Raw genomic sequence first — 24,684 nt, 5'->3', positions numbered from 1 at the left:
AAATAGAAATCGTGTTAATCATAAAGTTTCAAATTTACAAGACTTATTAAACGTGTAAATGAAAGTGCTCTAGATTTACAAGACTTCAGAAACGTGTAAAACTCATGTCTCTTAAACCCGTGAATCATCCACAAACCTACAACTATAGTCCTAGAAATTAATAATTACATATATTTGACTCTTTAATTTTTATGAAATATATTGAAGATAGACTTGGTATTAAAATTATTTTATATATTTACTCAACTAGTATCCTAAGATAATTTAAACAATACCACTTTAAATGTCCCTTATTCGATTAATATGAATGAGGTCGGTCAAAATTTAAATCAACTATACATTTTCATAATTTCAAAGGATCGAAAGATTTTACCCAGCTACATAGGCAACGTAATTTGTCTTTAACTGATTTTATAATGCTTTAAAAAAGCACTTTAAGTTTATATTTCAATTTAAGAAAGGACTGATTTAAATGGGCTTTTGGCTAATGCTGTTCTCATTTATTCTTGGTATTGTGATGATTACAATTGGAATTAAGCATAGACAGCAAAATCATGTATATAAGATCGTTCCTTTTGTAGGCCTTCTATTTGTGACATTTGCGATTACCTTAGCGTTACCACAATGATATGCTACAAAATTCAAGCTTAGTACCTCGCCTGAGGGTACTAAGCTTTTTTATAATGGCCGACTCACCTCATCTAAATAACGCCATCAAGTTGTTCTACATCTTCAAATTAGAACAAAAAGGTTCGGACATCTATTAAGCCGAACTGTAGTCCCACCTTAAAAAATCCTTGTTAAAAGTAACCACCCCTGACTCGCCAATCCAAAGTCGCCAACCTTGACTCGCCCCCGCTGTAAATCCCTCACGCCCCGAAAATTTTCTCTAACCTAAATCTACAATCACCGCTACAACATCCTTAATCACTCAAAAGATGTAAAAGTTACAATATTAATTATCTTCAGCGTTTTGACTTTTACACGAAAAAGGGTTAAAATAATATAAAGTAAATTTAAAGAAAGCGTCTTTAAATAAAGTCCAGAGAGGCTTTGAAGACATGATGATAAACGTGATACGTGTATACCTATAGGGATAAGTATGCTTATCTTTATTTCCATATACCTAAATCCTCATGTCTCAAAGTAGGCGTGAGGATTTTTTGTTAGGAGTGAGAAGATGTCTGAACGTGTCATATTAGACGAAGCAGCGATTAATCGTACGGTTACACGAATTGCCCATGAGATTCTAGAATATAATAAAGGCTCTGAACACTTGATCTTACTCGGTATTAAAACGCGTGGCGAATTTCTAGCGCGTCGAATTCAAGATAAGATTAAAGGTATCGAAGGTAAGGTAATTCCTACTGGCACGATTGATGTTACAAACTTTAGAGATGATATTGAATCACGAACGAACAAACATTTATCAAAGTCTTTTGAAATTGAAGAAGATTTAAATGATAAAGTAGTGATCATCATTGACGACGTATTATACACAGGGCGCACGGTTAGAGCGTCACTTGATGCGATTCTACTCCACACAAGACCTACGAAGATTGGACTTGCAACACTTGTAGATCGTGGACACCGTGAGTTACCAATTCGCGCAGACTTTGTCGGTAAGAACATCCCTACAGCGCAAGATGAGTCTGTAGAAGTTTACCTTGAAGAAGTCGACCAGAAGAACGGTGTCGTGATTATTTAAATGAATAAGTAAACCCTTTTAATTCAGTACGAGAGACTGACAAAGGCATTTGATACACCTGTGACCCATGTCGCATAGGTGTAGGTCTCTTTGCATACTGAAATGTAGAGAGGCCTTTTTTAATGAGAGAGGAAAGAAAGTTATGAAGAATGATTATATGTTTGAGCGAACAGTTGAACCTGTTCTTGATGTCCATGAAAAGCCCAATGCATCTACGTGGGCATTCCTAAGTTTACAACACTTATTTGCGATGTTTGGCGCCACGGTACTTGTACCATTTCTAACAGGATTACCAGTATCATCAGCACTACTCGCTTCAGGTATAGGAACGCTATTATATATTTTAATAACGAAAGCTCAAATCCCGGCTTACCTTGGTTCGAGCTTTGCGTTCATAACGCCAATTATTACAGGACTGAAAACGCACAGCCTAGGTGATATGTTAGTAGCACTTTTCATGAGTGGTTTAATGTATGTCATTATCGGACTCATTATCAAGCTGAGCGGTACGAACTGGCTCATGCGATTACTTCCGCCAGTTGTAGTCGGACCAGTTATTATGGTTATCGGTCTAAGTTTAGCGCCTGTAGCAGTTAACATGGCGACGTTCGAGAACCCTGGCGATAAGGAAGGTTACAACTTAACGTACTTAATTGTCGCAATGATAACGTTACTCGTTACAGTCATTGTTCAAGGTTATTTCAAAGGTTTCTTAAGCCTTATCCCAGTACTAATCGGTATTATCGTTGGATACATCGTGTCGCTTACGCTCGGCATAGTCGACTTTGAAAAGGTTTTAAAGGCCAAATGGTTACAGTTTCCTGATATTTACTTACCATTTAGAGATTATGAGCCATCCATTCATATGGGGCTAATCATAATTATGATTCCGATCGTCTTTGTTACGGTCAGTGAACATATCGGTCACCAACTCGTTATTAATAAGATTGTTGGGCGTAACTTCTTTGAAAAGCCAGGCCTTCACCGTTCAATCATCGGCGACGGGGTTTCAACGATGCTAGCAAGTTTAATTGGTGGTCCACCAAGTACAACGTACGGTGAGAACATCGGGGTACTCGCAATAACACGTATATTTAGTATTTTCGTTATCGGCGGCGCTGCGGTCTGTGCGATTATTCTAGGATTCGTCGGTAAGTTTACTGCACTCATTTCATCCATTCCGACACCGGTTATGGGTGGCGTGTCGATTTTACTCTTCGGAATAATCGCAGCAAGTGGTTTAAGAATGTTAGTCGAAAGTAAGGTAGATTTTGCGGATAACCGTAACTTAGTTATTGCTTCAGTCATCTTAGTCGTAGGTATCGGTAACTTATTACTTGATCTACAACATGTAGGTATTAAACTTCAAATCGAAGGTATGGCGCTCGCAGCAACTGCAGGTATTCTACTTAATTTAATTTTGCCAAAAGGAGACACGAAACAAAACGAGGAGGCATAACATGGATAACTTAGTTTCTATGGAACATCTATCGAAAGACGAAATCTTTTCATTGATTGAAACGGCAATCGAATTTAAACAAGCAACAAATTATCCAAATCTAAGTAATAAATATATCGCGAATCTTTTCTTCGAGAATTCAACGCGAACGAAATGTAGCTTTGAAATGGCCGAGAAGAAGTTAGGTATGAACGTCATTCATTTCGAAACGAGCACGTCATCTGTTTCAAAAGGCGAATCGTTATACGACACGTGTAAGACTCTAGAAAGTATTGGGGCGAACGCACTTGTGATTCGCCACTCCGACAACGCGTACTACGAACAACTTGACGGTCTGAACATCCCGGTTATCAATGGTGGCGACGGAAGTGGTCAGCATCCGACGCAAAGTCTGCTTGACCTCATGACGATTTATGAAGAGTTCGGCACATTTGAAGGCTTAAACGTACTTATCTGTGGTGACATTGTGAATTCTCGTGTTGCGAGAAGTAATTATCACAGTCTTGAAAAGCTTGGTGCGGATGTGATGTTTTCAAGTCCAGATGTATGGAAAGATGACACAATGAAAGCACCGTACGTCGACATCGATGCTCATATAGATCAAGTTGACATTGTCATGCTGTTACGTGTGCAACATGAACGTCATCAAGATGCAGGAAGTTTTGGTAAGGAAGCATACCATCAAGGTTTTGGTTTAACGAAAGAACGCTACAACAAGATGAAAGAACATGCAATCATCATGCACCCAGCACCAGTGAACCGCGGTGTAGAAATTGATACAGAACTTGTGGAAAGCGATAAGGCTCGCATTTTCAAACAGATGGAAAACGGCGTATACTTAAGAATGTCAGTATTAAATCAACTTATTAATCGAAAGGGGAACTAATCATGTTATTTATTAAAAACGCGCAAGTATTAGAAAACAATAACTTAACGACAACAAATATCTTAATCGAAGGGCAAACGATTAAAGCAATGGGTGAGGACGTTGAAGCACCTAATGACGCTGAAGTTATCGATGCTAACGGTAAATTTGTAGCACCTGGCTTAATCGACGTACACGTTCATTTAAGAGAACCAGGTGGCGAACATAAAGAAACAATTGAAACTGGTACGAAAGCAGCTGCACGTGGTGGCTTTACAACAGTTTGCCCAATGCCTAATACGAAACCAGTTCCTGACACAGTTGAAAATATCGAAAAGTTAAATCAAATTATTAAAGAATCTGCACAAGTGCGTGTGTTACCTTACGCATCAATTACAGAACGCCAAGCAGGTAAAAATTTAGTTGATTTCGAAAGCTTAAAAGAAAATGGCGTCTTTGCTTTTACAGATGATGGCGTAGGTGTTCAAGAAGCTAAAATGATGTACGAAGCAATGATTGAAGCTAAGAAACAAGATAAAGCGATCGTTGCGCACTGTGAAGACAACAGCCTTATTTACGGCGGTGCGATGCATCAAGGTAAACGTAGCGAAGAACTTGGCATCCCAGGTATTCCAAACATTTGTGAAGCGGTACAAATTGCACGTGACGTGTTATTAAGTGAAGCTACAGGTTGTCACTATCATGTATGCCATGTATCTACAAAGGAAAGTGTGCGCGTGATTCGTGACGCGAAGAAAGCTGGTATCCCAGTAACAGCTGAAGTTACGCCGCACCACTTATTATTAACTGAAGAAGATGTGCCAGGCGACAACGCGATCTATAAAATGAATCCACCATTAAGAAGTAAAGCAGACCGCGACGCATTAATCGAAGCGTTAAGAGACGGTACAATTGACTGCATCGCGACAGACCATGCACCACATGCAAGCGAAGAAAAGGATCAACCAATGGTTAAAGCACCATTCGGTATTGTTGGTAGTGAAACAGCATTCCCATTACTTTACACGAACTTCGTTAAGAATGGAGATTGGTCACTTCAAGAATTAGTAGATTACTTAACAATTAAACCTGCTCAAACATTTAAATTACCTTATGGCGTACTTGCTGAAGGTAAAATTGCAGACTTAACAATGATCGATTTAGATCAAGAATATGAAATTAAAGGTGAAGACTTTAAATCTAAAGCAACAAATACACCATTCTTAGGTGAACACGTATTTGGTAATCCAGTACTTACAATCGTTGACGGCGAAATCAAATATCAGGAGGCGTAATTGAATGTTAGAAAGACGATATCTCGTTTTAGAAGATGGCACGTTCTATCCAGGATTTAAATTAGGTTCAGATGATCTAACTAAAGGTGAAATTGTATTCAACACTGCAATGACAGGTTACCAAGAAACGATTTCAGACCCATCATACACAGGTCAAATTATCACGTTCACATATCCATTAATTGGTAACTACGGTATTAACCGTGATGATTTCGAAGCGTTAAATTTAACTTTAAGTGGCGTTGTGGTTAAGGAAGCATGTTTACAACCAAATCACTTCAGAGCGCAATATACGCTTCATGATTGCCTCGTTAAGAACAACATCCCTGGTATTAGCGGCGTAGATACACGTAGTATTACTCGTAAGATTCGTCAATACGGCGTATTAAAGGCAGCTTTCGTTGACAACAAAGATGAAATTGAAGCAATGGTAGAAACATTAAAGCAAGAGACGTTCCCTAGAACTCAAGTTGAACGCGTTTCAACGAAGACACCTTATATTTCTACTGGAAAAGGCCTAAGCGTTGTCTTACTCGACTTTGGTAAAAAAGAAAATATCGTGCGTGAACTAAATGCTAGAGGTTGTAACGTTACGGTCGTACCTTATGATACGACGGCAGAAACAATCTTAAACATGTCACCAGATGGTGTAATGTTATCTAACGGACCAGGGGACCCTGATGATGTACAATGTGCCGTTGAAATGATTAAAGGTATTATTGGTAAAATTCCATTCTTCGGTATATGCCTTGGTCACCAATTATTCGCGCTATCACAAGGCGCTACATCATATAAGATGAAGTTCGGTCACCGTGGTGCGAACCATCCAGTCAAAGACTTAGCTACAGGTAAAATTGCCTTAACAAGTCAAAACCATGGATATGCGATCGATAAAGATTCTCTTAAAGATACAGACCTAGAAATTACGCACGTTGCTTTAAACGACGGAACTGTTGAAGGGTTAAAACATACTTCTTTACCTGCATTCTCTGTACAATATCACCCAGAAGCTTGCCCAGGTCCAACAGATTCAAATCCTTTATTTGATGATTTTATTCAAATGATGAACGAATTTAAAGAAAAGGAGACGGATGTTCATGCCTAAACGTACAGATATCAATACAATATTAGTCATTGGTTCAGGTCCAATCATCATTGGACAAGCTGCTGAGTTCGACTACGCTGGTACGCAAGCTTGTCTAGCACTTAAAGAAGAAGGGTACCGTGTGATCTTAGTTAACTCAAACCCAGCGACAATCATGACAGATAAAGAAGTAGCGGACAAAGTTTATATCGAACCGCTTACTCATGACTTTATCGCACGTATCATTCGTAAAGAACAACCAGACGCGCTTTTACCTACATTAGGGGGTCAAACAGGTCTTAACATGGCAATTGAACTTCATAAAAGTGGTGTGCTAGCTGAAAACCATGTTGAATTACTTGGTACAACTTTAGAATCAATTGAACAAGCTGAAGATAGAGAACAATTCAGAAACTTAATGTCTGAACTGAACGTACCAGTTCCTGAAAGTGATATCGTAAACACGCTTGAACAAGCGATTGCTTTTAAAGAAGAAGTAGGCTACCCATTAATTGTACGTCCAGCCTTTACTTTAGGCGGAACTGGTGGCGGTATTTGTTATAACGATGAGGAACTTCATGAAGTCGTTTCTAACGGACTGAAATATAGCCCAGCGACACAATGTTTAATCGAGAAATCAATCGCAGGTTATAAAGAAATAGAATATGAAGTTATGCGTGACCATAATGATAACGCGATTGTTGTTTGTAACATGGAGAATATCGACCCAGTTGGTATTCACACAGGTGACTCAATTGTTGTGGCACCAAGCCAAACTTTAACAGATCAAGAATATCAAATGCTTCGTGACGTATCGTTAAAGGTAATTCGTGCGTTGAAAATTGAAGGTGGTTGTAACGTACAACTTGCGTTAGATCCATATTCATTAAATTATTACATCATTGAGGTTAACCCACGTGTGTCACGTTCATCAGCCCTTGCATCAAAAGCAACAGGTTACCCAATTGCGAAACTCGCAGCTAAAATTTCAGTTGGTTTAACGTTAGACGAAATGTTAAACCCTGTAACAGGTACATCTTACGCGGCTTTCGAACCAGCATTAGACTATGTGATTTCTAAGATTCCACGTTTCCCATTCGATAAATTCGACAAAGGTGTTCGTCAACTTGGTACGCAAATGAAAGCAACTGGTGAAGTTATGGCGATTGGCCGTACGTACGAGGAGTCTCTGTTAAAGGCTATTCGTTCACTTGAATACGGTGTCCATCACCTAGGCTTACCTAATGGCGACAAATTTACGTTAGCTGAAATTAAAGATCGTATCGAACGTCAAGACGATGAACGTATCTTCTTTATCGGTGAAGCGATTCGTCGCGGTATGTCTTTAAAAGAAATTCACGACATGACAGATATGGATTACTTCTTCTTAAATAAATTTAAAAACATCATTGAAATCGAACATCAACTTAAAGCGCACAAAGGTGATCCTGAATACCTTCACTTTGCGAAACAATTTGGATTCAGCGACAAAACGATTGCGCACCGTTTCGATATGACTGAAGAAGAGGTTTACAATTTAAGAAAAGAACATAGCATCTTCCCAGTATATAAAATGGTAGATACATGTGCTGCTGAGTTCGAATCTAAGACACCATACTTCTATGGCACATATGAAACTGAAAATGAATCAGACGTTTCAGATAAAGAAAAAATTATCGTACTAGGTTCAGGTCCAATCCGAATCGGTCAAGGTGTTGAATTCGACTATGCGACGGTACACGCAGTATGGGCTATCCAAAATGCTGGATATGAAGCGATTATCGTGAACAACAACCCTGAAACTGTTTCAACAGACTTCTCAATTTCAGACAAACTTTACTTCGAACCGTTAACAGACGAAGATGTGATGAACATTGTTGAACTTGAGAAACCTAAAGGTGTTGTCGTTCAATTCGGTGGTCAAACTGCGATTAACTTAGCGGATAAACTTGAACGTCACGGCGTTAAGATTCTTGGCACTACGTTAGAAGACTTAAACCGTGCTGAAGATCGTAAAGAATTCGAAGCGCTTTTAAATAAGATTGGTGTGCCTCAACCTAAAGGTAAGACGGCAACTTCAGCGAAAGAAGCGCTTGAGAATGCGCGTGATATCGGTTACCCAGTCGTTGTAAGACCTTCCTACGTTCTAGGTGGACGTGCGATGGAAATCGTTTATAACGATAAGGAACTTGAGAACTACATGAATCAAGCAGTTAAAGCAAGTCCAGAACATCCTGTCTTAGTTGACCGTTACTTAACAGGTAAAGAAATCGAAGTAGACGCGATTTCAGATAGTGAAAGCGTCGTAATCCCAGGTATCATGGAACACATCGAACGTGCTGGTGTTCACTCTGGTGACTCCATTGCGGTATATCCACCGCAAACGTTAACTGAAGACGAAATCAATACGCTTGAAGATTTCACAATCCGTTTAGCAAAAGGCCTTAATATCATTGGTCTGATTAACATCCAATTCGTGTTAACACATGACGGCGTATATGTATTAGAAGTAAACCCACGTTCAAGCCGTACGGTACCATTCTTAAGTAAGATTACTGAAATTCCTATGGCACAAGAAGCAATGCGTGCGATTATGGGTCACAAACTAGCTGACTCAGGCTACAAACAAGGTATTCAACCTTACAAAGAAGGTGTCTTCGTTAAAGCACCAGTATTCAGTTTCAATAAGCTTAAGAACGTCGACATTACGCTTGGGCCTGAAATGAAATCAACAGGTGAAGTAATGGGTCGTGATTTAACTCTAGAAAAAGCCCTTTTCAAAGCATTAACTGCAAGCGGCTTTGAAGTTAAAGACTATGGTACCGTGCTCATCACAGTAAGTGATAAAGACAAAGAAGAAAGTCTTAAAATCGCGAAACGTTTACAAAACGTCGGTTACAAAATTATCGCAACAGAAGGTACTGCGAAATATCTTGAAGCGAACGATATCCCTGTTGAAAAGGTTGAAAAAATCGGTGGCGAACACGATTTACTTGCTAAAATTCAAGACGGTGACGTTCAAATCGTTATTAATACAATGACAAAAGGTAAACTCGTTGAACGTGATGGTTTCCAAATCAGACGTACAACGGTTGAGAACGGCGTACCATGCTTAACATCACTTGATACAGCAAGCGCATTAACAGACGTTATCGAAGTGATTACATTTGATATGAAAAATATGTAAGAGGAGGAATTGAACGGTGGAAAAAATGACAGTAGTCTCCAATCGTCAAATTGCAGATCGCATTTATGAGTTAAAAGTTAAAGGACCTGTAACTAAAAACATGAAAGAACCTGGTCAATTCGTTCACATTAAAGTAGGAGAAGGGTCTTTACACATGTTAAGACGCCCGATTTCAATTTGTGATATTGATTCAGAACAAGATACGTTTACAATGTTATTTCGTGCAGAAGGTGAAGGTACGAAAAAACTTGCGAAACTCAACCAACAAGATGAACTCGACATCATAGCGCCGCTTGGAAACGGTTTTCCTGTAGATGAAGCGAAGCACAAGGCGTTACTCGTTGGTGGCGGTATTGGTGTTCCACCGTTATATGAACTCTCTAAGCAATTAAATAAGCGCGGTATCGAAACCGTTCATGTTCTTGGATTCAAGTCTGCGAAAGATGTCTTTTACGAAGAGAAATTTAGAGAACTTGGCGATACGTACATTGCGACCGAAGATGGTACGAACGGTACGAAAGGTTTCGTTACAGACGTGATTTCAGCACTTCCTCAAGATTATGACACGTACTACACGTGTGGTCCTAAACCTATGTTAAAAGCCATCACAAATCACGAGGGCTTAGTTGATGTAAACGGTTTTCTATCATTAGAAGAACGCATGGGTTGTGGCATTGGCGCTTGTTACGCTTGTGTATGTCATACACCTGAGGAAAACGGCTACGTGAAAGTTTGTACGGATGGTCCCGTATTCAAAAAAGGAGAGGTCATCTTATGAGTCGATTAAATGTTTCAATTCCAGGTTTAGAACTTAAAAATCCAGTCATGCCTGCAAGTGGTTGCTTTGCGTTTGGTGCAGAGTTCGGTCAATTCTATGACTTATCCGAACTTGGTGCCATCATGATTAAGGCTGCTACAAAAGAAGCGAGATACGGTAATGAAACGCCACGTGTTGCGGAAACAGATAGTGGTATGATTAACGCAATTGGGTTACAAAACCCAGGCGTTCATCATATCGTTGAACATGAGTTAAAAGCTTTAGAAAAATATGATACGCCGATTATAGCGAACGTAGCAGGGTCTGTATTAGAAGATTACGTATATGTTGCTGAACATATTTCTAAAGCACCGAACGTTCACGCATTAGAACTTAATATTTCATGTCCAAATGTTAAAGAAGGCGGTATGCAGTTCGGCGTTGATCCCGAAGTTGCGAGTGAGTTAACGAAGCAAGTTAAAGCCGTTTCAGAAGTCCCTGTTTATGTGAAATTATCGCCGAATGTAACGAATATCGTTGAGATGGCACAAGCGATTAGTGAACATGCGGACGGTTTAACGATGATCAACACTTTAGTTGGCTTACGTATTGATGCAAATACTGGTAAACCTATCATTCATAATGTCGTAGGTGGTTTAAGTGGTCCTGCAATTAAACCTGTTGCGATGCGTATGGTGTATCAAGTTAGACAAGTTGTTGATATTCCGATTATCGCAATGGGCGGTATTCAGAACGCGCAAGATGTTATCGACTTTATTTCAGTAGGCGCTGATGCCGTTGCAGTAGGTACAGCCAACTTCCAGAATCCTTTAGTTTGTAAAGAAATTATCGACGAACTACCGAAACGCTTAGACGAGCTTGGAGTTAACCATATTCACGACCTAAAAGGACGTACACACGAGGTGTTAAAATAATGAAAGACTTACCAATTATTGCACTAGATTTTAATTCTCTTGAGAAGGTCGAAACATTTTTAGACCAATTTGACGAACCCCTTTTCGTAAAAGTTGGGATGGAGCTTTTCTATCAGGAAGGTCCGCGTCTCATTGAAAAGATTAAATCTCGTGGGCACGCGATTTTCTTAGATTTGAAACTGCATGATATTCCAAATACAGTGAAGAAAGCTATGGAAGGCCTAGCGAAACTTGATGTTGACTTAGTTAATGTGCATGCTGCTGGCGGTACTGAAATGATGAAGGCCGCTATTGAAGGCTTACGTAGCGTAAATCCAGATATTAAAATTATTGCTGTGACCCAGCTAACGTCAACTACTGAAGCGATGTTACATGACGAACAGAACATTCAAACAAGCATTGAAGACGCTGTATTAAATTATGCAAAGTTAGCACAATCTGCAGGTCTTGACGGCGTCGTATGTTCACCTTTAGAAGCGAAGTTAATAACTGACGAGATTGGCGAAGCCTTTTTAAAAGTCACGCCAGGCATTCGACTAGAAAATGCGAATAGAGATGATCAAAAACGTGTAACGACACCAGAAGAAGCAAGACAAAACGGTTCGACACATATCGTTGTCGGTCGACCAATTACACAGAGTACGGACCCAGTCCAAAGTTATAAAGAAATTAAAGAAAGTTGGTTAAGATAAATGGCAAAACAAATCGCAAAGTCTTTACTTGATATTGAGGCAGTTTCACTTTCTCCTAACGATTTATTTACTTGGAGTTCTGGCATCAAATCACCAATTTATTGTGATAACCGCGTAACTTTAGGTTATCCTGACGTACGCTCAGAAATCCGTGACGGTCTAATCAAGCTCATTGAAGAGAACTTTGAGAACGTCGACGTGATCTCAGGTACTGCTACAGCGGGTATCCCGCATGCTGCTTACATCTCTGAGAAAATGAACTTACCTATGAACTACGTGCGCTCTAAAAGCAAAAGCCACGGTAAAGGTAATCAAATCGAAGGTGCTAAGTCAGAAGGTAAAAACGTTGTCGTAATTGAAGATTTAATCTCTACAGGCGGTTCTTCAATTACAGCAGTAGACGCTTTGAAAGAAGCGGGCGCTAATGTTGTTGGCGTTGTAGCCATCTTCACTTACGGCTTACAAAAGTCAGTTGATGCATTTAAAGACATCGACATGCCGTTCTACACATTAAGTAACTACGATGAATTAATCGAAGTCGCTAAAGAAGAAGGCGCGATTAAGGAAGAAGATATTGAAACGCTAGTCGAATGGCGTAATAATTTATAAATTTGAGATAGAGATATCGATTGTATAAGGCACAGGCGGTTGCGAACGCGACTTCGTCTGTGCTTTTTTTGTTTGGCTCTACGTCAAATTCGGTTGGTAAAACCGTAGACGAATGATTTGCTTTTCGCTTTCCTGTGGCGCTCGTTGGGAGCTAAAGCTTCGCTTGGATCTCCCTTACTCACAGAGCCACGGGAGTCTTCAAGCAATCATTCTACACCTATGCTACTTCATGCATAGGTGTTTTTCTTTGTCTAAGTTTATATAAGCGTGACATGAGTAATATTCTGTCTCTAAAGTTTGCGTAATTTCTATAACCATAAGCATTTCTTTTAAGTAATTTTATTTTATTATTTATGCCTTCAATCGGACCGTTAGTTATCATAGGGTGATTTAAAGTATTACATATGAAGGGTAAATACTTCATAAATGATCGCAGTACTCTCATTAAACCTTCTGAAATGTGGTTTTGACGAGATTTATACAGTACTGATCGAAATAAATCAATATCATTATGCTTCAATGCCAGTATTAATTCTTGTCCTATCTCGTAAGTGTTATTGAGCGTATTATCGTTAGATAATAAGTACGAAACGATGTCTTTTTCAGTAATTAAAGTTTTGAATAATCGATGATATTTATAGTTTATAGCGTTAAGATTTAACTTAGGTTTTAAAAGTAGTTTCCAATACCGTTTATATTTATTGTAAAGTGGGCGCCTATTACGTCTAGCTTGATTCATGACTTTAACTCGGGTACGGTTAATCTCACGATTAATTGCCTGAACGATATGAAATCTATCAATAATAACTAAAGCATTAGGGAAAACATCTGATATTAGATCCATGTATGGTTCATACATATCTATACATACTGTCTTAACGCGCTTTCTTGCGTAAAGATCAAACTTCATGAAGTAGTTTTTGAGGTTAAACTTTCTTCTATCACTGACAATGTCAATAATTTGATGAGAAGTACTGTCACAATAGATGAAACTCATTGAAGCATCAACATTTTTAACGCTTTTGAACTCATCCATCATAATGTGCTCAGGCAAATGCGAACCTACTTTATGTCTAATTTCATCAACGGTTTGTTTAATGATTCGAACCACCGTAGGTGATGATACACAACAAGATTCGGCAACAGATTTAATGGAACGTACTTCTCTAACTTTGTCAGCTATAAACATTTTCAAGTTGTTAGATAAGCAACAATACTTATCTACTATAGATGTTTCAGCTACAAAAGTTCGATTACAATTGTGACACAAATAGCGTTGCTTCTTTAATTCTAGTAGACATGGAAACCCACTTAGGCGTGGTAATTTAACATTAATTACTCGAAATCCATGCTTTATAATAGTGCGTTGATGATTAGTGATACCACAGTGTTGACACTTATCAGCTTTGGAAGAGAGAACCCCATAAAGCATTATATAGATTCTTCCTTTTATTTCTTTTTCATCAGTCTTTTCCTCGATGACTAAATTTGGTTCTTTCAATCTTAAGAGTTCTGTTATAAAATTATTCACAGGCGCATTATCTCCTTTTTGTTAGTTTGGTCACTTACAATTATAGAGATAAATGCGCTCTTTTAGTACAAAAAATAATTCGGCTAATGACCTCGAATGAGGTCACCAACCGAATTTATTATAGAGCCTTTTGTTTTAAGAGGTAGTCGTGTGACGGGGTTTATCATAATTGTTGGGTTTTGATAAAGTGCAGGGTCTGGATTATCACGTTTGCAGCGTCTTGATAAACGGAAGGGCTTGAATTATCACGTTTGCAGCGTCTTGATAAACGGAAGGGCGTTGGTTTATCACGTTTGACGCGTCTTGATAAACAGAGGGCGTTGGATTATCACGTTTGCAGTGTCTTGATAAACGGAGGGCGTTGGATTATCACGTTTGATGCGTCTTGATAAACAGAGGGCGTTGGATTATCACGTTTGACGCGTCTTGATAAACAGAGGGCGTTGGATTATCACGTTTGCTAAGTCTTGATAAACAGAGGCCGTTGGATTATCACGTTTGCTAAGTCTTGATAAACGGAGGGCGTTGGATTATCACGTTTGCAGAGTCTTGTAAATTAAGGCCCGTTTGTTTTACAAGTTTACAGAGTCTTGTAAATTAAGGCCCGTTTGTTTTACACGTTTCTGAAGTCTTGTAAATCAAGGCCCGTTTGTTTTACACGTTTACAGAATCTTGTAAATCAAGGCCCGTTTGTTTTACAAGTTTACAGAGTCTTGTAAATCAAGCCCTGTTTGTTTTACACGTTTCAGAAGTCTTGTAAATCAAGAACCGTTTGATTTACATGTTTATGAATTCTTGTAAATCAAGGCCTGTTTGTTTTACACGTTTCAGAAGTCTTGTAAATCAAGCCCCGTTTGATTTACATGTTTGAAAAGTCTTGTAAATCAAGACTCATTTGATTTACACGTTTTTGAAGTCTTGTAAATCAAGGCTTGTTTGTTTCACACGTTTCAGAAGTCTTGTAAATCAAGGCCCGTTTGTTTAACACGTTTGAAAATTCTTGTAAATCAAGACCCGTTTGATTTACACGTTTACGAAGTCTTGTAAATTAAGGTCTATTTGATTTACACGTTTGAAAAGTCTTGTAAATCAAGCCCCGTTTGATTTACACGTTTTTGAAGTCTTGTAAATCAGGGCCCATTTGATTTACACGTTTTTAAAATCTTGTAAATCAGGGCCTGTTTGTTTTACACGTTTCAGAAGTCTTGTAAATTAAGGCCTGTTTGTTTTACACGTTTACGAATTCTTGTAAATCAAGCCCCGTTTGATTTACACGTTTTTGAATTCTTGTAAATCAAGGCCCGTTTGTTTAACACGTTTTTGAAGTCTTGTAAATCAAGGCCCGTTTGTTTAACACGTTTGAAAATTCTTGTAAATCAAGACCCATTTGATTTACACGTTTACGAAGTCTTGTAAATTAAGGTCTATTTGATTTACACGTTTGAAAATTCTTGTAAAAAAAACTGTCTAAAACTTCCAATCAAAAATTCTTCTAATCATGATACGCCTTCAGTGTGCCATAACTTTTCTTGCGGGACAAGAAAAGTCACCACATTTCACAAATGAATAAATGATAGTACCAAAAGCAATAGATTAGGACTGGCGATTAGTATAAACGGTCGCGACTCCCATTTTCTAAAAGAGAAGTAACCGCGATAAATCGTTGAATAAAAGTTTATTTAAAATTCATTCATCAAGACGGTTCGTTCAACTGCCCTCATTTTCAAAAGGAAAAATCATCCAAACCTCTCTCTGAACGTCCTCATTAAAAATGAACAATTAGTTTAAACCACATTAATCCACCAAAACCCAACAACGCAAGCACCCTTATAGCTTTACTTATCACTCAAATTACGTATACTAGTAAAAAAGTGATGTCTTAATTAAAGGGGATCTGGAATGATTACGAAGAAGCAGGAAAAGTACTCTAAGCAGTTGAATGCCTTTTTAAAAGGGGAAAATGATATCTTGGATGAATCGAGGCATGTCGACCGAGTTAAGCATGAAGACGCGCATAACGACATTTATAAGTTTGCGAAGCGTTCGGTGAAATCGAAAAACGACCTTTAGAAAAAGTAAAAAGTGTGACGGCACCTAACGCCTCACACTTTATATATTATCGGATGAACATTTTCACGAGTATGTAACCGATGACCATAACAATGAAAAATGCTATAAGCCCTGCAATTACTGATCCAAATGATGATACAAACATTGGATTACCTCCATTCATGATTTAACTTGATTGTAACGGGTTATAGTAATATGTGAAAGTAAAAAAATACGTCTGTTACTTCATCATATACGATGACAGTATTTCGTGACAACAATCTATGGAGGAATGACAAATGAAAATACCTAAAATTACGACGTTCTTAATGTTTAATGGTCAAGCAGAAGAAGCAATCCAAACATATACACAATTATTTGAAGATAGCGAAATTGTAACAATGGTTAAATATGACGAAGATGGTCCAGCACCTGGTGCGGTTCAACACGCTATCTTTAAACTTAATGGCCAAGTATTTATGGCTATCGACAACGTAAACGGCGTTGATATTGAAATGAATCCAGCTATGTCATTATACGTGACAGTAAAAGATCAATTCGAATTCGATACGTTATACAATGGCTTAAAAGAAGAAGGCGCAATTTTAATGCCTAAAACTGAAATGCCACCGACGTTCCGCGAATTCGCTTGGGTTCAAGATAAATTCGGCGTGAACTTCCAATTAGCGCTACCTGAAAAGAAATAATTAAGCCGTATTAAAAAAGCTCGGGACTTGTATCATATGGTCCGATGTACCGCTTCAATCCAATGTTTACTTGAAGCGAAGTCTTACATCTCATCCATATGCTTGTCCCGAGTTTCTTCTATATTATTCAACTTTCATTGCTTTAATCTTGTCGTAATCAGGTGTTGCGTATAGCGTCTTCTGATTATCATACGTCACAAACCCTGGTTTAGCGCCAGATGGTTTATGAACATGTTGAATCTTTGTATAATCTACAGGCACTTGTCCAGATTGTCCTGCTTTTGAAAAGTAAGCCGCAATCATAGCCGCTTCTTTAATCGTCGTTTCGCTTGGCGCATCATTTAAGATCACGACATGTGAACCAGGAATGTCTTTCGTGTGGAACCATAAATGCGACTTACGCGCTTCTTTATTCGTCAGATGATCATTCTGCTTATTATTCTTACCAACTAAAATCGTATCGCCATTGCTAGATGCATACTTCTGAAGTTGAATCTTATGTTTCTTTTTCTTCTTATGCTTCTTACGCTGTTTAACAAACCCTTGTTCTTCGAGCTCCTCACGTATATCGTCAATATCGTCAACCGTGATATGTTGAAGTTGCTGTTCTAACCTCATAAAGTAATCAATATTTTCCTTCGTTAAGGAAATTTGATGTTTCAACTCATGTTCACGTGTTTTCATACGATTGTATTGCTTGTAGTAGTATTGGGCATTTTCAGAAGGGGATTTCGTTGGATTTAACGGAATTTCAACATCTTCATTCGTATAGTAATTGAGCGCTTCAACTGATTCATCACCCTGCTCGATACGATAAATATTAGCCGTGATAAGCTCACCATAAAGTTGTTGCTGCTCTTTATCTTTCGTCGCTTCCAAGTCCTTTTCAAGATTACCCAATTTATTCTGATACTTATGCAGCTGCTGCGCCACAAACTTCACTAAATCATTTGCACGTTGCTTAACGCGTTCACGCTCACCTCGTGCCTCGTAATAACGATCAAGTAAATCATGCAACGAATCAAACGTCATCACATCATCATTGAACGTCGTTAAATTCATGAAATAGTAATCTTCTTTACCAGTCTCGTGATTCTTATGAAAGATAGGCGTTGGTTCACCTTTCGTTTCATTCATCACCTCTTCAAAAGCCTCTGGCAGTGTAGTCGTCGTCATAAACGAACGGCGCTCTGTAATTTCTTTCGTAATTAACGGGCTAAAACCTTCGAAATTATGAAGGAGTTGTCGATCAATACGACCGCTATTAAAGTCTACATATCGATTCACGTCAGCCGGGTTAATCTCATACGGATTCACTTTATTCTGACTAGGCGGTGCATCATATTGAAAGCCAGGCATCACCGTACGATACTGGTTCGTATTTGGCGTTAAATGTTTAAATCCTTCAATAATTTTACGTTCATCATTAACGAGAATTAAATTACTATGTTTACCCATAATCTCAAGGATTACCGTACGATAAATCGTGTCGCCAATTTCATCTTTACTTTTGATATCAATTTCAATGCGTCTGTCATTGTCGATTTGGCGCACAGCTCTTATAATCCCGCCTTCAAGATGCTTTCTAAATACGCGAGCGAACATCGGTGGGTCAAATGGGTTGTCATATTTCTTTTCAGTGATGTGAATTCTTGAAAAGTTGGGATGGATCGATAATAGAAGTTGATGGTTTTTACGATTTTGTCTGACCACCATAATAATCGTATCGTTCTCAGGCTGATTAATTTTATGAATGCGTCCTGATACGAGAAATTGTAATGATTCGACCATTTTCTTGGTAAATAATCCATCAAAAGCCATTTTAATTCGCCACCTTTACTATGAAATCATTATATTATTGTACCATGAAGCGATACGTAAATCATATAGCAAAGTTTCACCTGATGTGCTATACAATCATAATTAAGTTATGGTAATATATTATAATAAATACAAGAATGATTGAGAAAGGTCGAAATGCATGGATACTGAAAAAGGTTTATTAATTGTTTTATCTGGTCCATCTGGTGTTGGAAAGGGTACAGTAAGAAAGCGTATATTCGACGATCCAGAAACTTCTTTCAAATATTCGATTTCAATGACAACAAGACAAATGCGTGAAGGTGAAGTTGACGGCGTTGATTACTTTTTTAAAACAAAGAAAGAATTCGAACAATTAATTGAAGCAGATCAATTTATTGAGTATGCTGAATATGTTGGCAATTACTATGGTACACCTGTACAATATGTTAAGGATACTATGGATGAAGGCTACGATGTCTTTTTAGAGATTGAAGTTGAAGGTGCTAAACAAGTACGTAAGAAGTTTCCAGATGCCTTATTCATATTCTTAGCACCACCAAGTCTTGATCATTTACGTGATCGACTGGTAGGTCGTGGAACTGAATCTGATGAAAAAATTCAGTCTCGTGTTAATGAAGCACGTAAAGAAGTTGAAATGATGAATCTTTATGATTACGTCGTAGTGAACGACGAAGTTGAACTTGCGAAAGAACGTGTTCAAGCTATCGTAAAGGCAGAACATCTAAAGCGTGAACGCATTGAAGCAAAATACCGTAAAATGATATTGGAGGCCAAAAAATAATGCTATACCCACCATTAAATAAACTTACAGAAAAAGTAAATTCTCAATATTTAATCGCTACTACTGCAGCTAAACGCACGAGAGAACTTCAAGAAGAACCAGACGATTTATTAATGGATAAATACGTTACTCAAAAAACTGTCGGACGTGCGTTAGAAGAAATCGCATCAGGTAAAATCGTACCTGAACGTAAAGAAGTCGAAGAGGAAAGATAAGATGCTGAAAGTACCACGCTTACACACAGGGCTGTAAGATAAGTGGTACTTTTTTTAGTTAAGTATGGTTAGATTGGTATGAAGTACGGTTGTGTGGCGGATTATAAGAGCCAAGTGGAAGTATGACATGGCTGTAAACTGAGCATAAGAGCCAAGTGGAGAGTTGACATGGCTGTAAACTGAGCATAAGAGCCAAGTGGAGAGCTGACATGGCTGTAAACTGAGTATAAGAGCCAAGTGGAGAGCTGACATGGCTGTAAACTGAGCATAAGAGCCAAGTGGAGAGTTGACATGGCTGTAAACTGAGTATAAGAGCCAAGTGGAGAGCTGACATGGCTGTTAAATAGGAATAAGAGCCAAGTGAAGAGTCGACATGGCTGTAAAATGAGTGTAAGAGCCAAGTGAAGAGTCGACATGGCTGTTAAATAGAAATAAGAGCCAAGTGAAGAGTCGACATGGCTGTTAAATGAGTGTAAGAGCCAAGTGAAGAGTCGACATGGCTGTTAAATAGAAATAAGAGCCAAGTGAATAGCCGACATGGCTGTTAATCAGGAATAAGAGCCAAGTGGAAGTATGACATGGCTTTTAAATAGGAGTAAAAACCAAGTGAAGAGTCGACATGGCTCTAATTGTTGCACAAAGTTATGCTTTACTTGCACCGTTGCCAACTAGTGAAGAAACCACAAGTTGCTAAGCGAGCCGTTGCCAACTAGTGACGACACGACAAGTCGCTAAGAGGCCCTTTGCCAACTAGTGATGACACGACAAGTCGCTAAGAGGGCCGTTACCGACTAGTGACGACACGACAAGTTGCTAAAAGTCCCGTTGCCAACTAGTGACGACACGACAAGTTGCTAAGCGAGCCGTTGCCAACTAGTGACGACACGACAAGTCGCTAAGAGGCCCTTTGCCAACTAGTGACGACACGACAAGTTGTTAAGCGAGCCGTTGCCAACTAGTGACAGTATCACAATTTGGTAAGAAGCCCGTTGCCAACTAGTGACGACGCGACAAGTTGCTAAGCGAGCCGTTGCCAACTAGTGACGGCATGACAAGTTGCTAAGCGCACCGTTGCCAGCTTGTGCGCTTCCCACAAGTATTTAACCATTCAAAACAATCACCCTAAGCAACGGCAAGCGACTAAATTACACGAATCCCAAATAGGTTAAATGATTTGTTTTATGAATTCCAAAATTTCATGTAAGATGATAAGAGTTAGTGATAGTGAACAGGAGGACAAAATTGACGATGAAGAATATATTACTTGCAGTGACTGGCGGTATTGCTGCATATAAAGCGATTGATTTAACAAGTAAGCTTACGCAGCGCGGCTATACGGTGCGCGTGATGTTGACGCCGCACGCGTTAGAATTTGTGACACCTTTATCCTTTCAAGCGATTAGTCGTGAAGCAGTTTACACGAATACATTTAACGAACAAAATCCTGCTGAAATTCAACACATCACGCTAGGCGACTGGGCTGATGCGATTATAGTGGCACCGGCTACAGCAAATACGATTTCGAAGTTAAGTTTAGGTTTAGCTGATGACATGGTGTCGTCAACGCTCCTTGCGACCAATACGCCGAAATTTATAGCGCCTGCGATGAACGTGCATATGTATGAGAATCAACGTATTCAACACAATATGGCTACTTTAAAGAAAGATGGCTACCATTTTATAGAGCCTGGCGAAGGTTTCCTCGCATGTGGTTATGTTGCGAAAGGTCGTATGGAAGAGCCGCTAAATATTATAAAATTTGTCGAACACACGATGGACGCTTCAAACGTTTCGCAATCCGAGTCATCAGGTTACTTCAATGACAAGAACGTGTTGATTACGGCAGGTCCTACTGTTGAAACGATCGACCCGGTACGCTTTGTTTCAAATCGCGCCTCTGGGAAAATGGGGTATAAAATCGCGGAGGCACTCGTTGAAAAAGGTGCGAACGTTACGTTAGTAAGTGGTCCGACGTACCTCGAACCACCACAAGGCGTTAACTTTGTAAGTGTGACGAGCGCCGAAGATATGTTCCAAGCGGTTAAGTCCGTTTATGAATCACAAGATGTCGTATTTAAAACGGCTGCAGTTTCGGATTATACGCCAATTGAGACTTTAGAACATAAAATGAAGAAGCAAGAAGGCGACTTAAGTGTTACTTTCAAACGTACCACAGACATATTAAAGTATCTCGGAGAACATAAGACCCATCAAAAACTTGTAGGCTTTGCGGCTGAAACGCAAGATATCAAAAAGTATGCGACTGGTAAATTAAAACGTAAAAATGCTGATGTGATTATTGCGAATAATGTGGGCGACACTTCAATTGGCTTTAAAAGCGATGATAACGAAGTGATAATGTATTTTAAAGATGGTACGGAAAGGGCTTTTCAAAAGGCAGACAAAGGCACTTTAGCTAAAGCTTTGATTGAGGAATTAGAACGTAGGTGGCAATAAATGATTGGAAAAGTAATCGTCGACATACCTTCTAAAAGTGTAGATAAGACGTTCGATTATTTCATACCAAAGGAATTAGAACCTGTTGTGACAGTGGGTGTGCGCGTGGTCGTTCCATTTGGTCCTCGAACGATTCAAGGGTATGTGGTCAAGGTATCAACCGATGACGAAGTTGAAACGTCTCATAAACTCAAAAATATTATAGAAGTTAAAGATATTAAACCTGAGTTAACTTCAGAAATGATTGCATTAACGGAATGGTATCGAAAATATTTCGTAACGAAACGTATTTCACTGCTTGAAGCGATGTTGCCGAGTGCTGTAAAAGCCAAATACACGAAAGCTTTTAAAATCGTCAAACCGCTCGATGTACCTGATGATTTAAGTCGTTATTTCAATAAAGATGGCTTGTATCAATATAAAGACGCTCAAAAAAATGAACATTTGGAAGTGCTTTTGAAGTGGATGAAAGAAGGCGCAATTGAAGAAACGACGTTACTGACGCAAAATGTGAAAAAGAAAACGAAGAAAGCGGTACGAATCGAGGAAACGTACCGAACAGATGATACGCTCGAAATGTTAAAGCGTGCGAAAAAGCAGCAAGACGTATTCTTGTATTTATTAGATGAACAGCATCGTGATGTCTTCTTACAAGAGCTAGACGAAATGGGCTTTTCAAAGTCGAGTATTGATACGCTAACGAAACAGGGTGTGTTAGAGAAGTACGACGCGATTGTGGAGCGCGATCCTTTCGAGTCACGTATCTTCGAGCAAGAGCCTAAGAAGACATTAACGGCGAAGCAGCAGGATGTCTTTGACACTGTTCATCAGACGATTCAAGAAGGTAAAGCGGAAACGTTTCTACTTCATGGTGTCACGGGCTCTGGTAAAACGGAAATCTATCTTCAAACGATTGAAGAGGTGCTCGATAAAGGGCTTGAAGCGATTATGTTAGTGCCTGAAATCGCGTTGACGCCGCAAATGGTATTGCGATTTAAGCGCCGATTCGGTGATGATGTAGCGGTGCTGCACTCAGGTTTATCTAAAGGCGAACGTTATGATGAGTGGCAAAAAATTCGTGATGGCCATGCGAAAGTTTCAGTAGGTGCGCGCTCGAGCATCTTTGCGCCCTTTAAACATTTAGGGATGATAATTATCGATGAAGAACATGAGTCGACGTATAAACAGGAGGATTACCCGAGATACCACGCGCGAGAAATCGCGAAGTGGCGTAGTGAATATCATAACTGCCCATTGATACTCGGGAGTGCGACGCCGAGTCTTGAAAGTTATGCGCGTGCAGAGAAGGGCGTGTATACGCTTCTCACTTTGGATGAGCGTGTGAATCAACAACAAATGCCGTCCATCGATATTGTCGATATGCGTGATGAACTCGCTAACGGTAACCGCTCGATGTTCTCTGAATCATTGCGAGAAGCGATTCAGAAACGCTTAGATTTAAATGAACAAATCGTGTTGTTTTTAAATCGACGTGGCTATGCATCATTCATGTTATGTCGTGATTGTGGTCATGTTCCGATGTGTCCGAATTGCGATATTTCATTAACCTATCATAAGACGACCGATCAGTTGCGTTGTCACTATTGTAACTATCAAACTAACGCGCCGTCACAGTGCCTAAGCTGTGAAAGTGAACACATTCGTCAAATGGGTACTGGCACACAGCGCGTTGAAGAGTTGTTGCAACAAGAATTTATGGACGCGAATATCATTCGTATGGATGTTGATACGACTTCTCGTAAGGGCGCTCATGAAAAGCTACTATCCAAATTTGAGCGTGGCGAAGGGGATATTCTCTTAGGTACACAGATGATCGCCAAAGGCCTTGATTTCCCTAACATTACGCTTGTAGGTGTCTTAAATGCCGACACACTATTGAACTTACCGGACTTTCGTTCAAGCGAGCGTACGTACCAGCTTCTAACTCAAGTATCTGGACGAGCAGGTCGTCATGAAAAAGAAGGTCAAGTTATCATCCAAACGTATAACCCAGATCATTATGCGATCAACGACGTGAAGGAGAATCGCTTTAAGTCCTTTTACGATAAAGAAATGAACTATCGTCAAATCGGGAAATATCCGCCGTACTATTTCTTAGTGAACTTTACGATTTCACATACCGATATGAAAGAAGTGATGCTTGCTTCGAAACATATTCATGGCATTTTACTACAACATTTATCAGATAAAGCGCTCGTTCTCGGACCGTCGCCAGCAGCTTTATCTCGAATTAATAACGAGTATCGCTTTCAAATCTTAGTCAAATATAAACGTGAACCTGAACTACATGAAGCGTTAAACTATTTAGATGATTACTATCATGAAAGATATATTAAAGATAAACTTTCATTAAAAATTGATATTAATCCAGAAATGATGATGTAAGTATATTTAAATCGAGTGAGGACTTTAGCAGTCTTTGCTCGATTTTCCTTTTCAAAAGGAATGGAGGCAAGCTATCGCAATTTAAATGAATCTACGTTATAATGGTGTGATGAATTTTTAAAG

At 39.1% G+C, this 24,684-nt stretch carries 19 protein-coding genes; 17 read left to right on the top strand and 2 right to left on the bottom strand.

Features of this window, described 5'->3' with window-relative positions; genetic code table 11:
- Window positions 1-472 precede the first annotated feature (472 nt).
- The 11 genes from ACF3N8_RS09815 (at window position 473) to pyrE (ending at window position 12,591) form a co-directional block, all read left to right on the top strand.
- Window positions 473-628 (top strand): hypothetical protein, encoded by a 156-nt coding sequence (locus ACF3N8_RS09815; protein ID WP_017176581.1) that lies wholly within the window; start codon window positions 473-475, stop codon window positions 626-628.
- 552 nt (window positions 629-1,180) lie between these two features.
- The gene (pyrR, locus tag ACF3N8_RS09810) at window positions 1,181-1,708 is read left to right on the top strand and encodes a bifunctional pyr operon transcriptional regulator/uracil phosphoribosyltransferase PyrR (RefSeq protein ID WP_009381623.1); all 528 of its coding nucleotides are present in this window, start codon (window positions 1,181-1,183) and stop codon (window positions 1,706-1,708) included.
- 142 nt (window positions 1,709-1,850) lie between these two features.
- The gene (locus ACF3N8_RS09805) at window positions 1,851-3,167 is read left to right on the top strand and encodes a uracil-xanthine permease family protein (protein WP_009381626.1); all 1,317 of its coding nucleotides are present in this window, start codon (window positions 1,851-1,853) and stop codon (window positions 3,165-3,167) included.
- A gap of 1 nt (window position 3,168) precedes the next feature.
- On the top strand, window positions 3,169-4,053 hold the full coding sequence (locus ACF3N8_RS09800) for an aspartate carbamoyltransferase catalytic subunit (protein WP_009381628.1): 885 nt from the start codon (window positions 3,169-3,171) through the stop codon (window positions 4,051-4,053).
- A gap of 2 nt (window positions 4,054-4,055) precedes the next feature.
- Entirely contained in the window at window positions 4,056-5,327 is a 1,272-nt protein-coding gene (locus ACF3N8_RS09795; RefSeq protein ID WP_009381630.1) for a dihydroorotase, read from the top strand.
- A gap of 4 nt (window positions 5,328-5,331) precedes the next feature.
- Window positions 5,332-6,432 (top strand): carbamoyl phosphate synthase small subunit, encoded by a 1,101-nt coding sequence (locus tag ACF3N8_RS09790; protein ID WP_017176580.1) that lies wholly within the window; start codon window positions 5,332-5,334, stop codon window positions 6,430-6,432.
- Window positions 6,425-9,598, top strand: a complete 3,174-nt coding sequence (gene carB, locus ACF3N8_RS09785; RefSeq protein WP_392449869.1) for a carbamoyl-phosphate synthase large subunit — start codon at window positions 6,425-6,427, stop codon at window positions 9,596-9,598. Before ACF3N8_RS09790 ends, carB begins: the two co-directional genes overlap by 8 nt.
- 16 nt (window positions 9,599-9,614) lie before the next feature.
- The gene (locus ACF3N8_RS09780) at window positions 9,615-10,376 is read left to right on the top strand and encodes a dihydroorotate dehydrogenase electron transfer subunit (protein WP_009381636.1); all 762 of its coding nucleotides are present in this window, start codon (window positions 9,615-9,617) and stop codon (window positions 10,374-10,376) included.
- Window positions 10,373-11,290 carry a dihydroorotate dehydrogenase gene (locus ACF3N8_RS09775; protein ID WP_009381638.1) on the top strand — a complete coding sequence of 306 codons (918 nt, stop codon included), beginning with the start codon at window positions 10,373-10,375 and terminating at the stop codon, window positions 11,288-11,290. Before ACF3N8_RS09780 ends, ACF3N8_RS09775 begins: the two co-directional genes overlap by 4 nt.
- Complete coding sequence (gene pyrF / locus ACF3N8_RS09770; RefSeq protein ID WP_009381639.1) at window positions 11,290-11,982, top strand: orotidine-5'-phosphate decarboxylase; 693 nt, start codon at window positions 11,290-11,292, stop codon at window positions 11,980-11,982. Before ACF3N8_RS09775 ends, pyrF begins: the two co-directional genes overlap by 1 nt.
- Complete coding sequence (gene pyrE, locus ACF3N8_RS09765; RefSeq protein ID WP_009381640.1) at window positions 11,983-12,591, top strand: orotate phosphoribosyltransferase; 609 nt, start codon at window positions 11,983-11,985, stop codon at window positions 12,589-12,591.
- Between the two features lie 217 nt (window positions 12,592-12,808).
- Here pyrE and ACF3N8_RS09760 read toward each other — a convergent pair whose 3' ends face one another.
- On the bottom strand, window positions 12,809-14,122 hold the full coding sequence (locus ACF3N8_RS09760; protein WP_009385730.1) for an ISL3 family transposase: 1,314 nt from the start codon (window positions 14,120-14,122) through the stop codon (window positions 12,809-12,811).
- Between the two features lie 1,899 nt (window positions 14,123-16,021).
- Between ACF3N8_RS09760 and ACF3N8_RS09755 the strand changes: the two genes are divergently transcribed.
- A complete protein-coding gene (locus ACF3N8_RS09755) occupies window positions 16,022-16,192 on the top strand; it encodes a hypothetical protein (RefSeq protein WP_017176579.1) in 171 nt (56 codons plus the stop codon).
- 278 nt (window positions 16,193-16,470) lie between these two features.
- Window positions 16,471-16,878, top strand: coding sequence for a VOC family protein (locus tag ACF3N8_RS09750; protein WP_009381641.1), 408 nt, complete (start codon window positions 16,471-16,473; stop codon window positions 16,876-16,878).
- Between the two features lie 123 nt (window positions 16,879-17,001).
- Here ACF3N8_RS09750 and ACF3N8_RS09745 read toward each other — a convergent pair whose 3' ends face one another.
- On the bottom strand, window positions 17,002-18,699 hold the full coding sequence (locus ACF3N8_RS09745) for an NFACT family protein (protein WP_009381643.1): 1,698 nt from the start codon (window positions 18,697-18,699) through the stop codon (window positions 17,002-17,004).
- A 160-nt stretch (window positions 18,700-18,859) separates the two neighbouring features.
- Here ACF3N8_RS09745 and gmk point away from each other — a divergent pair, with 160 nt between their 5' ends.
- From gmk to priA, 4 genes are all read left to right on the top strand, one after another.
- Window positions 18,860-19,483: a guanylate kinase gene (gmk, locus tag ACF3N8_RS09740; RefSeq protein ID WP_009381645.1), complete on the top strand. Its 624-nt coding sequence runs from the start codon at window positions 18,860-18,862 to the stop codon at window positions 19,481-19,483.
- Window positions 19,483-19,698, top strand: a complete 216-nt coding sequence (gene rpoZ / locus ACF3N8_RS09735; RefSeq protein WP_392449866.1) for a DNA-directed RNA polymerase subunit omega — start codon at window positions 19,483-19,485, stop codon at window positions 19,696-19,698. The genes gmk and rpoZ overlap by 1 nt, the downstream gene beginning before the upstream one ends.
- A gap of 1,248 nt (window positions 19,699-20,946) precedes the next feature.
- Window positions 20,947-22,155 (top strand): bifunctional phosphopantothenoylcysteine decarboxylase/phosphopantothenate--cysteine ligase CoaBC, encoded by a 1,209-nt coding sequence (coaBC, locus tag ACF3N8_RS09730; protein ID WP_392449865.1) that lies wholly within the window; start codon window positions 20,947-20,949, stop codon window positions 22,153-22,155.
- Entirely contained in the window at window positions 22,156-24,561 is a 2,406-nt protein-coding gene (gene priA / locus ACF3N8_RS09725) for a primosomal protein N' (RefSeq protein ID WP_392449864.1), read from the top strand. It begins immediately after the preceding gene.
- Window positions 24,562-24,684 lie beyond the last annotated feature (123 nt).

The organism is Staphylococcus massiliensis (genome assembly GCF_043186315.1).
In the GTDB taxonomy this organism is placed as follows: Bacteria; Bacillota; Bacilli; order Staphylococcales; family Staphylococcaceae; genus Staphylococcus; species Staphylococcus massiliensis.
Note: the sequence above shows the minus strand (reverse complement) of the source record. Positions and strands in the feature narration are given on the sequence as shown.